The sequence below is a fragment of the Streptomyces sp. NPDC002851 genome (genome assembly GCF_053591935.1).
The window spans coordinates 106193-120944 of the sequence record NZ_JBSFUT010000015.1; the positions used below are offsets into that span (position 1 = coordinate 106193).

Sequence of the window (14752 nt, forward strand, 5' to 3'; positions counted from 1 at the left end):
CATGGAATCAATGAACCGAACGATCGGTCGGTAGGTTGATCGGGGCCGATCGGACGGAGGCACGCCGGACCACCCGGGTCGGCGACATGGCCCATCGATCGCGATCAAGGGGGAACGGCATGGCGACGGTGACCGCGGAGGACCGCACGACGACGTTCGACGCCGCGGTGGCGGCGGACGAGCGCATCGAACCGCGCGACTGGATGCCCGACGCCTACCGCGCGACGCTCGTGAGACAGATCGCCCAGCACGCCCACTCCGAGATCATCGGCATGCAGCCCGAGGCGAACTGGATCACCCGCGCACCCTCCCTGCGCCGCAAGGCGATCCTGATGGCCAAGGTGCAGGACGAGGCCGGGCACGGCCTGTATCTGTACAGCGCCGCCGAAACCCTCGGCACCAGCCGGGACGAGCTCCTCGACAAGCTCCACTCCGGCCGCCAGAAGTACTCCTCGATCTTCAACTACCCCACCCTGACCTGGGCCGACGTCGGCGCGATCGGCTGGCTCGTGGACGGCGCCGCGATCACCAACCAGGTCCCGCTGTGCCGCTGTTCATACGGCCCGTACGCACGCGCCATGGTCCGTATCTGCAAGGAGGAGTCCTTCCACCAGCGCCAGGGGTACGAGTCACTGCTCGCCCTGAGCCGCGGCACACCGGCCCAGCACGCCATGGCCCAGGACGCGGTGAACCGCTGGTGGTGGCCGTCGCTGATGATGTTCGGCCCGCCCGACGACGAGTCCGCGCACTCCGCGCAGTCCATGGCCTGGAAGATCAAGCGGCACTCCAACGACGAACTGCGCCAGCGCTTCGTGGACATCTGCGTCCCCCAGGCCGAAACGCTCGGACTGACACTCCCCGACCCGGAGTTGCGGTGGAACGAGGAGCGCGGGCACTACGACTTCGGCCCCATCGACTGGACCGAGTTCCGCGAGGTCCTCAAGGGCAACGGCCCGTGCAACGAACAGCGCATCACCCAGCGCCGCAACGCTCATGAGAACGGCGCCTGGGTACGGGACGCGGCGAACGCGTACGCCGCGAAGCACCGCGCCGAAGAGCACGACGCCGCGCACCGCGCCCGCGTCGAAACCCGCAACGCCCCGCACCGTGCCCGCCCCGCCGCGCGGCCCACCCCGTCCGAGGAGGCGACGGCATGACAAGCCCGACCGAATGGCCCCTGTGGGAGGTCTTCGTCCGCTCCCGCCGCGGCCTCTCCCACACCCACGCCGGCAGCCTGCACGCCCCGGACGCCGAGATGGCCCTGCGCAACGCACGCGACCTGTACACCCGCAGAAGCGAGGGCGTCTCGATCTGGGTCGTACCGTCCGCGGAGATCACCGCCTCCTCCCCGGACGAGAAGGACACCTTCTTCGAACCGGCCGGTGACAAGCCGTACCGCCACCCGACCTTCTACGACATCCCGGAAGGGGTGAAGCACCTGTGACCGCGGCACTCGCCCTTGGCGACGACGCGCTGGTGCTCTCGCACCGGCTGGGGGAGTGGGCCGGGAACGCCCCCGTCCTGGAGGAGGAGGTTGCCCTGGCGAACATCGCCCTGGACCTGCTCGGCCAGGCCCGCAGCCTGCTCTCCCTGGTCGGGGACGAGGACGAACTCGCCTATCTCCGCGAGGAACGCGCCTTCAGAAACCTGCAGTTGGTCGAGCAGCCCAACGGCGACTTCGCCCACACCATCGCCCGCCAGCTCTACTTCTCCACCTGCCAGGAGCTCCTCTACGCCGAACTGGCCCAGGGAGAGAGCGACTTCGAGCCCCTCGCCGCCAAGGCGGTCAAGGAGGTCGCCTACCACCGCGACCACGCCGAGCAGTGGACTCTCAGGCTCGGCGACGGCACGGACGAGAGCCACACCCGGATGCAGCACGCCCTCGATGCCTTGTGGCGCTACACGGGCGAGATGTTCCAGCCGGTCGAAGGGCTCGAGGGCATCGACTGGCCGGAGCTGGAGGCGGCCTGGCTCACCTCGGTGACCGAGGTCGTAGAGCGCGCCACCCTGACCCTGCCGGACGGCCCGCGGACCGGCGCCTGGACCGCGGGGGCGGGCCGACAGGGCCTGCACACCGAGCCGTTCGGGCGGATGCTCGCCGAGATGCAGCATCTGCACCGCAGCCACCCGGGGGCATCATGGTGACCCTGAAACCACCGGCCGAGCAGCACCGAGCCGACGCCAACCAACCCGCGACCGCCTCCGAGCAGGCCCCGACCCCTCTCGAAGAGCAGCTCCGGGACCTTGCCGGGTCGGTGCCCGATCCCGAGTTGCCCATGGTGAGCCTGGCCGAGTTGGGTGTGCTGCGGGGGCTGCGGGTGCTTGCCCCGGGGCGGGTCGAGGTCGAGCTGACGCCCACCTATACCGGCTGCCCGGCCGTCGAGGCCATGTCCGCAGACATCGAGCAGGTTCTGCACGAGCACGGCATACCGGATGTCACGGTGCGCTCCGTCCTGTCCCCGCCCTGGACGACGGACGACATCTCGGCCGAGGGCCGCCGCAAGCTGGCCGAGTCCGGTATCGCGCCGCCCCGTGCCCACGCCGCGGACGGGCCGATACCGGTCTCCCTGGCGGTGCGCTGCCCGCACTGCGGCTCCACGGACACGGAGTTGCTGAGCCGCTTCTCGTCCACGGCATGCAAGGCGCTGCGGCGCTGCGTCAGCTGCCGTGAACCCTTCGACCACTTCAAGGAGTTGTGATGGCAAGCACGGCCGGCACGGTGGCCCGCTTCCACCCGCTCCGTGTGGTCGCGGTCGACCGGCTCACCGACGATTCCGTGGCCCTGACCTTCGACGTGCCGGAGGAACTGCGCGCGGAATACCGCTTCGCCCCCGGCCAGCACCTGGCCGTCCGCCACGTGGTCGACGGCACCGAGATCCGCCGTACCTACTCGGTGTGCTCCCCCGCACCCGGACCGGAGGGCCCGGCGACACTGCGGGTCGGGGTGCGTCTGGTGGAGGGCGGGGAGTTCTCGACGTACGCCCATAAGGAGATCGCCGTCGGGGACGTCCTCGAGGTGATGACCCCAGCCGGACGCTTCACGCTCGAACCCCGTCCCGGGCGCTATGCCGCGGTGGTGGGCGGCAGCGGCATCACGCCGGTGCTCTCGATCGTTTCGACCCTCCTTGAGCGCGAGCCCTCGGCCCAGTTCTGTCTGCTGCGCAGTGACCGGAGCGCTGCCTCGACGATGTTTCTGGAGGAGGTCGCCGACCTCAAGGACCGCTATCCCGACCGGTTCCAGCTGATCAGCGTGTTCTCGCGGGAGGAGCATCAGACGGGCCCGGCCACCGGGCGTCTCGACGAGCAGCGCCTGACGGAGCTGCTTCCGGCGCTGCTGCCCGTCGAGGAGATATCCGGCTGGTTCCTGTGCGGGCCGTTCGGCCTGGTGCAGGGGGCCGAGCGGGCGCTGCGCTTCCTCGGCGTACGGCGTGCCCGGATCCACGAGGAGATCTTCCACGTGGACGACGGCGCCAACGGCTCCCCGCGGTCCACCGCCCCCGTGCCTGCCCACGCCACGGTGACCGCGACCCTGGACGGCCGCTCGGGCACCTGGCCTGTGAAGGACGGCGAGGTCCTCCTGGAGACGGTGCTGCGCAACCGCGCCGACGCCCCGTACGCCTGCAAGGGCGGGGTGTGCGGAACCTGCCGCGCCTTCCTGGTCTCCGGCGAGGTGCGCATGGACCGTAACTACGCGCTGGAACCGGAGGAGACCGACGCCGGTTATGTCCTCGCCTGCCAGTCCCATCCGGCCACGGACCAGGTGGAGTTGGACTTCGACCGCTGACACCGGGCGGGCCGTGCCGGGCCGGTCCGGAATGCCACGGGCGATGCCCGATGTCCCGGGGTTCGGGTCCGGCCGGGTCCGGCCCTACGGTTCCCTTCCCCTAGGACCTGTTCTATCTTGACGAACCGTCAGATAGTTGGGTTCGTTGCGCGGGAGGGCAAGCAGTGGACTTCACCTTCACCGAGGAGCAGCAGGCGGCGGTCGAGGCGGCCAAGGCGGTCTTCGCCACCGTCGCGCCGGACGGTGTACCGAGCCCCGCCCTCACCCCGGGGGCCGTCGCCGAGGACTTCGACCGCGAACTGTGGCAACGCCTCGCCGAGTCCGACCTGTTGAGCCTGCTCCTCGCCCCGGAGTACGACGGGGCGGGCCTGGACCCCATCGCGCTCTGCCTGGTGCTGCGCGAGTCCGCCAAGGTGCTCGCGCGCGTACCGCTGCTCGAGAGCAGCGCCGCCGCGTACGCCGTACAGACCTACGGCAACGAGCAGTTGAGGCAGCAGATCCTGCCGGGCGCCGCCCGGGGTGAGCTCGTCCTCACCGTCGCCGCGCATGGCCGTACCGGACACGACGGGGCCGAACTCGCCGTCACCGCTCGCCAGGACCCGGCGCATCCCGGTCAGCATCTCCTCGACGGCGTGCAGACCGGCGTGCCCTGGGCGCAGGGCTCCGACCTGATCGTGGTGCCCGCGCACACCCCCGAGGGCGGTGTGGCGCTCGCCGTGGTCCCCCGCACCCAGGAAGGGCTGACCATCGCGGAACAGTTCTCCACCAGCGGGGAACGTCTCGGCGAGCTGCACCTCGACTCCGTGAGCATCCCGGCCCACCACCTCATCGAGGCCGACGGCGCCTGGGAGTGGCTGCGTCAGCTGCTCGCCACCGGGACCTGTGCCCTCGCCCTCGGTCTGGGCGAGAGCGTGCTCCGTATGACCAGTGCGTACACAAGCAAGCGCGAGCAGTTCGGCTTCCCGGTGGCCACCTTCCAGGCCGTGGCCGTGCAGGCCGCCGACCGCTATATCGACCTGCGCGCCATGGAGGTCACCCTGTGGCAGGCGGCCTGGCGGATCGCCACCGGGGCAGGCGGTGCGCTACCCGCCGCGGGCGATGTGGCCGTGGCGAAGGTCTGGGCCGCGGAGGGGGTACGGCGCGTCGTCCAGACCGCCCAGCATCTGCACGGCGGCTTCGGCGCCGACACCGACTACCCGCTGCACCGCTATCACGCCTGGGCCAAGCAGTTGGAGCTCTCGCTGGGGCCTGCCGCGGCCCACGAGGAAGCCCTTGGCGAGCTCCTCGCCGCCCACACCTTGGCCTGACGGCCTGACGGGCCGACGGGCCGACGGGCCGACGGGCCGACGGGCCGACGGGCCGACGGGCCGACGTGCTGACGTGCTGACGTGCTGACGTGCTGACGTGCTGACGGCCAGCAAGCCGTACCGCTACCCGAACCGGCTTCGGCTCAGACGACCGCGCCGGGCTTCCCCTCGTCGTCCACGACGGGGAGCCCCGCCGCCTCCCAGGCCTCCATGCCGCCCGCCACGTTCACGGCGTCGATGCCCTGCTGCGCGAGGTACATCGTCACCTGGGCCGAGCGGCCGCCGGAGCGGCAGATGACGTGCACCCGGCCGTCCGCCGGGGCCGCCTCGGTCAACTCGCCGTAGCGGGCCACGAATTCGGACATCGGAATGTGGAGGGCACGCGCGGCGTGACCCGCCTGCCACTCGTCGTCCTCGCGGACGTCGAGCAGGAAGTCACCGTCCGAGAGCGCGTCGACGCCGACCGTGGGCACACCAGTTCCGAAAGCCATGCCCCCGACGCTACCGGACACCCTCGCCCCTCGGGCACGCCCCGCACGCATCGCGGCACCCACAACCGGACACACATGGGCACCCACAGCCAGGCACCCACCACGAAGGCCCATCCCCAGGCACCCACCGCGAGGCCCATCGCCAGGCCCCCACCGCCGGACCGCCCGAGTCCGCCTAGCCGACCAGCCGCGCCAGCTCCGCCTCGCGCTCGGCCACCTGGGCAAGAAGCTGCTCGGCGATTTCGTCGAGGAGGCGGTCCGGGTCGTCCGGGGCCATGCGCAGCATCGACCCGATGGCGCCCTCTTCCAGGTCCCGCGCGACCAGCGTGAGCAGTTCCTTACGCTGGGCCAGCCACTCGAGGCGGGCGTAGAGCTCCTCGCTCCGGCTCGGCTGCTCGTCCTCCGGAACCGGCCCGGCCGCCCACTCCTCGGAGAGCTCGGTCAGCTGGGCCACGTCTCCACGGGCGTACGCGGCGTTGACCCGGACCAGGAACGCGTCGCGGCGCTCCCGCTCCTTCTCGTCCTGTGCGAGGTCGGGGTGGGCCTTGCGGACCAGGTCGCGGTAGAGGCGCCGCGCCTCGTCGCTGGGCCGGACCCGCTCGGGCGGCCGTACCGGCAGCTCGTTCAGCATCGCGGACGCCTCGGCCGACAGACCGTCCGAATCCATCCACTCGTGGAACAGTTCGGACACATCAGGCATCGGCATGACGCGCGCCCGGAGTTCCTGCGCACGCCGCAGATCCTCGGCGTCCCCGCTGCGCGCCGCCTGCGCCTCCGCGATCCGGGCGTCCAGCTCCTCGAGCCGCGCGTACATCGGTCCGAGCTTCTGGTGGTGCAGCCGGGAGAAGTTCTCGACCTCGACCCGGAACGTCTCGACCGCGATCTCGAACTCGATCAGCGCCTGTTCCGCGACCCGCACCGCGTGCTCAAGCCGCGCCTCCGGCCGCTCGCCGGTCCGCTCACCGGCGTCACCGGCATCACCGGCATCACCGGCATCACCGGCATCACCGGCATCACCGGCAGCCCCAGCATCACCGGCCTCACCAGCCTTGCCGCCCTCACCGGGACGGGGCTGGTCCGATACGGGTTCATCGGCTTCGGGGATCGTCACCCGTCCAGCGTACGGGTCGGGGCCGCGAGCGGGCGTACGGCGGTACTGCGAGCCACCCCGCGCGCCGACCCCGAGGAGACTGCCGCGACCGCCCTCCCCAAACGCCCCCACTCCCCAGTTCCCCCACAAACGGAGGGAACGGCTATCGCGGCTCGTCACGTCTCACCGATCGGCGAGCATGCGAGCCGCGCCAAGGCGGATTCGCCCAACCCCCCGCCTCGCTGGCCTCGTTGGCCTCTCACAGCAGGCCGCACAAAGCGCACCGCATCCCTGAACCACGCATTCCTGAACCACCGCATTCCCGAACCGCTCCGAAAGGGCCCCATGCGCACCCGTACCGCCGCAGCCCGCACCGCCGCCTGCCTCGCCGCCACGCTGACCGTCGCCTGCACCGGCCAAGCCACCCAAGCCGCCAGCCCCGCGCCCTCCTCCCAGTTAGAGAAACAGGCTCACTCAGAGGCACAGGGCCAAGGCCAGGGGCAGGGCCAAGGGCAGGGCCAAGGGCAGGGAGACGAAGAGGGACAGATAGAGACACAGGGACAGCAGACCGAACTCACCGTCTCCGGCTACAAGTCCTGGCTCCAGCGCACCGAAGGCGCCGCAGAGACCCTGAAGGCGTTCAACGCGCTCCCGGCCGCCCAACAGCAGAAGCTGGTCGGGTACCTCCAGGACCCCAAGGTCCAGCGCGCCTTCCTCGGCAAGGCCGACGACAGCATCGGCACGAACAAGACGACAACTCGCCGCTACAACAAGGACGTCGTCTTCACCACCCAGGTCACCAGCACCAAGCAGACCGTCAAGCGCGAGGGCAAGGACGAGGGCGACCTCGCCATCAAGGTCACCTCAGCCGCGACCGAGTACGTCTACGGCATCCCGATCACCCGCGCAGCGACCTGGCTCAGCTACCGGACCACCAAGAACGGCATGATCACCGGCACGGACGCAAGCACCGGTCACACCCTGCGGAATCACAACGCCGCGTACAAGTTCAGGGCCACCAAGAGCCGCCTGAGCCCCGAGGCCAACATGCTCGACGGCCTCACCCGCTACTACGCCGCCCCCGCCTACAAGACCGCGGGCAGCAAGACCATCGGCAAGTTCCAGGTCGTCACCGGCCTCGGCGACCACGCCTGGAACAGCGAACTCGGCCCGTACGGCGACTGATCCCGCACCCCCCGCCCGCCCCCGCACCTGAGACCTTCCTCACACTCGTCGCCACACACACGCCACACATGCGCCGCACGCCAACAAGCAGCCAGCCCCGGCCCCCATCCCCGCCCCCGGAGACACAAAAATGGTCGGCATCGTAATCACGATGCCGACCATTTCGGTGGTGCGCGAGGGGGGAGTTGAACCCCCACGCCCTTTCGGGCACTGGAACCTGAATCCAGCGCGTCTGCCTATTCCGCCACCCGCGCATTGGGTGTGTCGTCCGGTTCCCACTCGCTGCGGGCGCCTGCCGACATCCAGAAGATTAGCACGCTGCGGACGGTGGATTCACATCCGTTTCCGTGGGGCACCTGGCTGTGGGGATGACCACGGCTCGCGCGGGAACCGGGTCCGGACGCCGTCCGCGCCTCGGTCCCGAACGGGCCCGTCGCCCGGTCGGTGTCGGCCCGCCGGACCGGCCCCGACCTCCTTGGTTTTCCCCCGGGCCGGTCCGCGATGGCACGGTGGACCGGCACGAGGACGCCGCAGTGGTCGCCCTCACGCCCCGTTCACAGATGAGGTCCGGACCACCGGGCCGTGAGGGGAGCTCTCCGGGTACGGGACACTGACTGGAGGCCACCTCTACGATCCGTGTGGAAGGTCTGTACGGAAGGACCGGAGCCGGACACAGGAGAAGGACCGGAACCGGGCCGGAAGCAGGACCGGAACCGGGCCGGGAGCACGACCGGAGCGGGACGACGGGACGAAGAGGGAGAGCGGAGGAAGAGGGAGCGGGAGAAGAGCGGAAGCGGGCCCCGGCCATGTGAGAGGCGACACCCGTCCACAGGCCGGACAAGGGGAACCAGGTGTTTTCCTGGCGCGTGGATACGATCAGTAAGCAGTACCAGGATGACGACGACCGGAGGAGGTGCCATGGGAGTCCTGAAGAAGTTCGAGCAGCGCCTCGAAGGTCTGGTCAACGGCACCTTTGCCAAGGTGTTCAAGTCCGAGGTGCAGCCGGTCGAGATCGCGGGAGCCCTCCAGCGCGAGTGCGACAACAACGCCACGATCTGGAACCGCGAGCGGACCGTCGTACCCAATGACTTCATCGTGGAGCTCAGCACGCCCGACTACGAGCGGCTGAGCCCCTACTCGGGCCAGCTCGGCGACGAGCTGTCCGGGATGGTGCGCGACTACGCGAAGCAGCAGCGGTACACCTTCATGGGCCCGATCAAGGTGCACCTGGAGAAGGCCGAGGATCTCGACACCGGGCTCTACCGGGTGCGCAGCCGCACGCTCGCGTCCAGCGCTTCCCAGTCCGCCCCCGCGGGCGGACCCGGCATGCCCCCCGGCGCTCCCGGCGGCGCCCCGAGCGGCCGCCCCGGCAGCGCCCCGAGCGGCCGCCCCGGCAGCGCCCCGGGCGGCAGTCCCGGCGGCTACGGCTACCCCGGCCCGGCGGCCGGTGCCCCGCCCATGCCGTCCGCGCCCCCGCCCGGCAGCCCTGGAGCCCCCGGCGGTCCCGGTGGCGACCGCGGCCCGGCCGCGCCCGCGCGTCCCGGTGGTCCCTCCGGACCGATGCCCGGCGCCCAGACGCGGCGCTGGATCGAGATCAACGGCACCCGCCACCAGATCTCCCGGCCCACGATGGTGCTCGGCCGCAGCACCGACGCTGATGTACGGATTGACGACCCCGGCGTCTCCCGCCGGCACTGTGAGATCCGGACCGGAACGCCCTCGACGATCCAGGATCTCGGGTCCACCAACGGCATCGTGGTGGACGGGCAGCACACCACCCGCGCTACGCTCCGCGACGGCTCGCGGATCGTCGTGGGCAGCACCACCATCATTTACCGGCAAGCCGAAGGGTGAAGCGGGGGCAATGTCAGAGCTGACCCTGACGGTCATGCGGCTGGGTTTCCTGGCCGTCCTGTGGCTGTTCGTGATCGTGGCCGTCCAGGTCATCCGCAGCGACCTCTTCGGTACGCGCGTCACCCAGCGCGGTTCCCGCCGCGGCGGCGACGCGCGCCCGCAGCAGGGCGGCCGACAGAGCCCCCCGGCGCAGCGCCAGCAGGGCGGGCGGCAGCGCCGCGGCGCCCCCACGAAGCTGGTGGTCTCCGAGGGCACGCTCACCGGCACCACCGTCGCGCTGCAGGGCCAGACCATCTCCCTGGGCCGGGCGCACGACTCCACGATCGTCCTCGACGACGATTACGCCTCCAGCAGGCATGCCAGGATCTACCCGGACCGTGACGGCCAGTGGATCGTCGAGGATCTCGGGTCCACCAACGGCACGTATCTCGACCGGACCCGACTCACCACCCCGACACCCATTCCGCTGGGCGCGCCGATCCGCATCGGCAAGACCGTCATCGAGCTTCGGAAGTAAGTGCTACGTCATGAAAGAGCGCGAGCACAGCGATCGAGCCGCTGCGGTCCCCACAGCGGGCACGACGCGTCTCCCGACCGAAGGGTGGGAACCGTGCGGATGTACCCGGAGCCGACGGGCGAGGTGCGCATGAGTCTGTCACTGCGCTTCGCCGCCGGATCGCACAAAGGCATGATCCGGGAGGGGAACGAGGACTCGGGCTATGCCGGTCCCCGTCTCCTTGCCATCGCCGACGGCATGGGAGGCCAGGCCGCCGGTGAGGTCGCCAGCTCCGAGGTGATCTCGACCCTCGTGCAGCTCGACGACGACGTACCGGGCTCGGACATCCTCACGTCCCTCGGGGACGCCGTGCAGCGGGCCAACGACCAGCTGCGCGTGATGGTCGAGGAGGACCCGCAGCTCGAGGGCATGGGCACCACGCTCACCGCGCTGCTGTGGACCGGGCAGCGGCTCGGCCTCGTACACGTCGGTGACTCGCGCGCGTATCTGCTGCGCGACGGGGTGCTCACGCAGGTCACGCAGGACCACACCTGGGTGCAGCGGCTCGTCGACGAGGGCCGGATCACCGAGGAAGAGGCCACCACGCACCCGCAGCGCTCGCTGCTCATGCGGGCGCTCGGCAGCGGCGACCACGTCGAGCCGGATCTGTCGATCCGTGAAGTCCGCGCCGGTGACCGGTACTTGCTCTGCTCCGACGGGCTCTCCGGGGTCGTCTCGCACCAGACGATGGAGGAGACCCTCGCCAGCTACCAGGGCCCGCAGGAGACCGTGCAGGAGCTGATTCAGCTCGCGCTGCGCGGCGGCGGCCCGGACAACGTGACGGTGATCGTCGCGGACGTCCTCGACATCGACCACAGCGACACCCTCGCCGGGCAGCTCGTGGACACCCCCGTGGTCGTCGGCGCGGTCGCCGAGAACCAGCTCCAGCTGGGCGACAACGGCGCGATGCAGACCCCGGCGGGACGCGCCGCGGGCCTCGGCCGCCCGGTGCCTCCGCAGGGCGGCGGCTTCGGCCCGCCCGGCAGCGGTGAGCCGGACGCGTACATTCCGGAGGGCTCGTTCGGGGCGTACTCGGACGAGGACTTCGTGAAGCCCGCCCGGCGCGGCAGGTGGGTCAAGCGCTCGCTGATCGCCGCGCTCGTGCTCGCCGTGGTGGGCGGCGGCCTGTACGCGGGCTACCAGTGGACGCGGTCGCAGTACTACGTCGGCGCCAAGGACGGCCATCTCGCGCTGTACCGCGGCATCAACCAGGACCTGGCCTGGCTCAGCCTCTCGGAGCTCGAGGAGGAGCACCCCGAGGTCGAGCTGAGCTGCCTGCCGAGCTTCCAGAGCGAGAAGATCAAGGACAAGGGCCTGGAGCCGACGAGCCTCGAGGACGCCCGCGCCAAGATCGCGGAGCTGGGGGCCAGTTGCGAGGACGCCAAGCGCCAGAAGGCCGAGGACGAGGCCAAGGCGCCCACCGGCGAGGGCGAAGCGGGCGGCGCCGCAGGCACGGGGGACGGCAAGAAGACCGACCCGGGCACCTCGCCCACCCCGACCACATCACCGACGCCCACGACCGGAGCCGGCGGCCAATCCGCCGTACCGCAGTAGGCGCAGGGGGCTTGCCGACACCATGAGCAGCACTACACACACGTCCACCATCGGGGCGATCGGGGCGCCGAGCCGGCGCAACACCGAGCTCGCCCTGCTGGCCTTCGCGGTCCTCATCCCGGTGTTCGCGTACGCCAATGTCGGCCTCGCCATGAACGGCGAGATGCCGACCGGCATGCTCGGCTACGGCTTGGGCCTCGGGCTGCTCGCGGCCGTCGGCCACCTGGTGGTGCGCAAGTTCGCGCCGTACGCGGATCCGCTGCTGCTGCCGCTTGCGACGCTGCTCAACGGGCTCGGCCTGGTGGTGATTTGGCGGCTCGACCAGTCGCCGCGGCTGCAGCAGCGCGCGGAGACGTTGTTCGGCTCGTTCACGCCGGACGCCCCGAAGCAGCTGATGTACTCGGCGATCGGCATCGCGTTCTTCGTGGCGCTGCTGCTCATCCTGAAGGACCACAGGATCCTGCAGCGGTACACGTACATCTCGATGGCCGTGGCGCTCGTCCTGCTGATCCTGCCGATGTTCTTCCCGGCGGTGAACGGCGCGAAGATCTGGATCAGTCTCGGCCCGTTCTCCATCCAGCCCGGCGAGTTCGCGAAGATCATCATCGCGATCTTCTTCTCCGGGTATCTGATGGTGAAGCGGGACGCCCTGGCGCTCGCCTCGCGCCGCTTCATGGGCCTGTATCTGCCGCGTGGCCGTGACCTCGGGCCGATCCTCACCATCTGGGCGATGAGCCTGCTCATCCTGGTCTTCGAGACCGACCTGGGTACGTCGCTGCTGTTCTTCGGCATGTTCGTGGTGATGCTGTACGTCGCCACCGAGCGCACCAGCTGGATCGTGTTCGGCCTGCTGATGTCCGGGGCCGGGGCCGTGGGTGTGGCCACGTTCGAGTCGCACGTCCAGCAGCGTGTGGACGCCTGGCTGCACCCGTTCTCCGAGACGGTGATGCAGCAGAGCGACCAGGTCGCGCAGTCCCTGATGGCGTTCGGCTCCGGCGGCGTGCTCGGCACCGGGTGGGGCCAGGGCAACTCCGATCTGATCGGCTTCGCCGCCAACTCGGACTTCGTCCTCGCCACCTTCGGTGAAGAGCTGGGTCTCGCCGGAATGATGGCCATCCTGCTGATCTACGGCCTGATCGTGGAACGCGGTGTCCGGACAGCGCTCGCCGCCCGCGACCCGTTCGGCAAGCTGCTCGCGGTCGGTCTGTCCGGCGCCTTCGCGATCCAGGTGTTCGTGGTGTCCGGAGGCGTGATGGGCCTGATTCCGCTGACCGGTATGACGCTGCCGTTCGTCGCGGCCGGCGGTTCCTCCGTCATCGCCAACTGGGCCCTGATCGCGATCCTCATCAGAATCAGCGACACCGCCCGCCGCCCGGCGCCCACCCCGGCCTCCAACCCCGACGCCGAGATGACCCAGGTGGTGCGGCCGTGAACAAGCCCCTGCGCCGCATCGCGATCTTCTGCGGTGTGCTCGTGATGGCTCTGCTCATCCGGGACAACTGGCTGCAGTACGTCTCCGCAGAGGAGCTGCGTACGCACGACAAGAACCGTCGGGTTCTGATCGAGCGGTACGCGCAGGAGCGCGGCGACATCATCGTGGACGGCAAGCCCGTCACCGGTTCCGAGCGGACCACCGGAAGCGACTTCGCGTACAAGCGGACGTACAAGAACGGCGAGATGTGGTCGCCGGTCACCGGCTTCGCCTCGCAGGCGTTCGGCGCGACGCAGATCGAGTCGATCGAGGACGAGATCCTCACCGGCAACGACGACCGTCTCTTCTTCCGCCGCACCCTCGACATGATCACCGGCAAGAAGCAGGGCGGCGGCAATGTCGTCACCACGCTCAACGCCAAGGCGCAGCGGGCCGCGTTCCAGGGCCTCGGCACCAAGAAGGGCGCGGTCGCCGCGATCGACCCGTCCACCGGCGCGATCCTGGCGCTCGCCTCAACGCCGTCGTACGACCCGTCGAAGTTCGCCGGCAACGGCAAGTCCGACCAGGCGGCTTGGGCGAAGCTGGAGAAGGACCCGGACAAGCCGACCCTGAACCGGGCGCTGCGCGAGACCTATCCGCCCGGCTCCACGTTCAAGGTGGTCACCGCCGCGGCCGCCCTGGAGCACGGGCTCTACAGCGACCCGGACGACGACACCAAGACGCCGCTGCCGTGGACCATGCCGGGCACCACGACCGAGCTGAAGAACGAGGGCGACATCCCCTGTAGGAACGCCTCGCTCCGCCAGGCGCTGCGGGTGTCCTGCAACACCGTTTTCGGCAAGATCGGTTCGGATCTCGGCAACGACAAGATGCTGGAGACGGCGAAGAAGTTCGGCTTCAACAAGGAGCAGTTCGTTCCGGTCCGCTCCAACGCCTCGGTCTTCCCGAAGGAGATGAACAAGTCTCAGACGGCGCTCTCCTCCATCGGCCAGTTCGAGACGGCGGCGACCCCGCTGCAGATGGCCATGGTCTCCGCCGCGGTCGCCAATGACGGCGCCCTGATGGAGCCGTACATGGTGAAGGAGCTCCGGGCCCCGAACCTCGATGTGATCGAGAAGCACGAGCCGAAGGAGCTCAGCGAGCCGCTGTCCGAGCCGAACGCCCAGAAGCTCCAGGACATGATGGAGACGGTCGTCAGGCAGGGCACCGGCAGCAACGCACAGATCCCCGGCGTCACGGTCGGCGGCAAGACCGGCACCGCCCAGCACGGTGTCGACAACAGCGAGAAGCCGTACGCCTGGTTCATCTCGTACGCCAAGAACCCCGACGGCGGCTCACCCGTCGCCGTCGCCGTGGTCGTCGAGGACAGCGACGCCGACCGCGGTGACATCTCGGGTGGTGGCCTCGCCGCCCCGATCGCCAAGAACGTGATGAAGGCCGTTCTCGACAGCAGCACCGCCGACAACGGAGACGGCGGCGAGTGACCCAGGTCACGGCGG

General features: G+C 70.0%; 14 protein-coding genes and 1 tRNA gene. 12 read left to right on the forward strand and 3 right to left on the reverse strand.

The features are described 5' to 3' along the window. The first annotated feature begins 119 nt into the window (after window positions 1-119). The 6 genes from paaA (at window position 120) to ACWD10_RS18000 (ending at window position 5091) form a co-directional block, all read left to right on the forward strand. Window positions 120-1157 carry a 1,2-phenylacetyl-CoA epoxidase subunit PaaA gene (gene paaA / locus ACWD10_RS17975; protein ID WP_451091953.1) on the forward strand — a complete coding sequence of 346 codons (1038 nt, stop codon included), beginning with the start codon at window positions 120-122 and terminating at the stop codon, window positions 1155-1157. Next, window positions 1154-1444 (forward strand): 1,2-phenylacetyl-CoA epoxidase subunit PaaB, encoded by a 291-nt coding sequence (gene paaB, locus ACWD10_RS17980; protein ID WP_451091955.1) that lies wholly within the window; start codon window positions 1154-1156, stop codon window positions 1442-1444. The genes paaA and paaB overlap by 4 nt, the downstream gene beginning before the upstream one ends. Continuing rightward, the gene (gene paaC / locus ACWD10_RS17985; protein ID WP_451091957.1) at window positions 1441-2145 is read left to right on the forward strand and encodes a 1,2-phenylacetyl-CoA epoxidase subunit PaaC; all 705 of its coding nucleotides are present in this window, start codon (window positions 1441-1443) and stop codon (window positions 2143-2145) included. The genes paaB and paaC overlap by 4 nt, the downstream gene beginning before the upstream one ends. Beyond that, window positions 2139-2699 (forward strand): 1,2-phenylacetyl-CoA epoxidase subunit PaaD, encoded by a 561-nt coding sequence (gene paaD / locus ACWD10_RS17990; protein WP_451091959.1) that lies wholly within the window; start codon window positions 2139-2141, stop codon window positions 2697-2699. Before paaC ends, paaD begins: the two co-directional genes overlap by 7 nt. A gap of 20 nt (window positions 2700-2719) precedes the next feature. Then, window positions 2720-3784: a 2Fe-2S iron-sulfur cluster-binding protein gene (locus ACWD10_RS17995; protein ID WP_451092092.1), complete on the forward strand. Its 1065-nt coding sequence runs from the start codon at window positions 2720-2722 to the stop codon at window positions 3782-3784. A 164-nt stretch (window positions 3785-3948) separates the two neighbouring features. After that, a complete protein-coding gene (locus tag ACWD10_RS18000) occupies window positions 3949-5091 on the forward strand; it encodes an acyl-CoA dehydrogenase family protein (RefSeq protein WP_451091961.1) in 1143 nt (380 codons plus the stop codon). Window positions 5092-5234: 143 nt separating this feature from the next. Here ACWD10_RS18000 and ACWD10_RS18005 read toward each other — a convergent pair whose 3' ends face one another. Next, window positions 5235-5564 carry a rhodanese-like domain-containing protein gene (locus tag ACWD10_RS18005; RefSeq protein WP_451092094.1) on the reverse strand — a complete coding sequence of 110 codons (330 nt, stop codon included), beginning with the start codon at window positions 5562-5564 and terminating at the stop codon, window positions 5235-5237. Between the two features lie 193 nt (window positions 5565-5757). Further along, window positions 5758-6693, reverse strand: a complete 936-nt coding sequence (locus tag ACWD10_RS18010) for a hypothetical protein (protein ID WP_451091963.1) — start codon at window positions 6691-6693, stop codon at window positions 5758-5760. Between the two features lie 324 nt (window positions 6694-7017). Here ACWD10_RS18010 and ACWD10_RS18015 point away from each other — a divergent pair, with 324 nt between their 5' ends. After that, window positions 7018-7857: a hypothetical protein gene (locus ACWD10_RS18015; protein WP_451091965.1), complete on the forward strand. Its 840-nt coding sequence runs from the start codon at window positions 7018-7020 to the stop codon at window positions 7855-7857. 167 nt (window positions 7858-8024) lie between these two features. Here ACWD10_RS18015 and ACWD10_RS18020 read toward each other — a convergent pair. Then, window positions 8025-8111, reverse strand: a tRNA-Leu gene (locus tag ACWD10_RS18020). Between the two features lie 664 nt (window positions 8112-8775). On the opposite strand from ACWD10_RS18020, the gene ACWD10_RS18025 reads away from it, so the two are divergent. From ACWD10_RS18025 to ACWD10_RS18045, 5 genes are all read left to right on the forward strand, one after another. Then, on the forward strand, window positions 8776-9711 hold the full coding sequence (locus ACWD10_RS18025; RefSeq protein ID WP_451091967.1) for an FhaA domain-containing protein: 936 nt from the start codon (window positions 8776-8778) through the stop codon (window positions 9709-9711). 10 nt (window positions 9712-9721) lie between these two features. Then, window positions 9722-10228: an FHA domain-containing protein FhaB/FipA gene (locus tag ACWD10_RS18030; RefSeq protein ID WP_451091969.1), complete on the forward strand. Its 507-nt coding sequence runs from the start codon at window positions 9722-9724 to the stop codon at window positions 10226-10228. A gap of 129 nt (window positions 10229-10357) precedes the next feature. Next, window positions 10358-11821 (forward strand): Stp1/IreP family PP2C-type Ser/Thr phosphatase, encoded by a 1464-nt coding sequence (locus ACWD10_RS18035; RefSeq protein WP_451091971.1) that lies wholly within the window; start codon window positions 10358-10360, stop codon window positions 11819-11821. Window positions 11822-11843: 22 nt separating this feature from the next. Next, entirely contained in the window at window positions 11844-13253 is a 1410-nt protein-coding gene (locus tag ACWD10_RS18040; protein WP_451091973.1) for an FtsW/RodA/SpoVE family cell cycle protein, read from the forward strand. Further along, entirely contained in the window at window positions 13250-14737 is a 1488-nt protein-coding gene (locus ACWD10_RS18045; RefSeq protein WP_451091975.1) for a peptidoglycan D,D-transpeptidase FtsI family protein, read from the forward strand. The genes ACWD10_RS18040 and ACWD10_RS18045 overlap by 4 nt, the downstream gene beginning before the upstream one ends. Window positions 14738-14752: the final 15 nt, after the last annotated feature.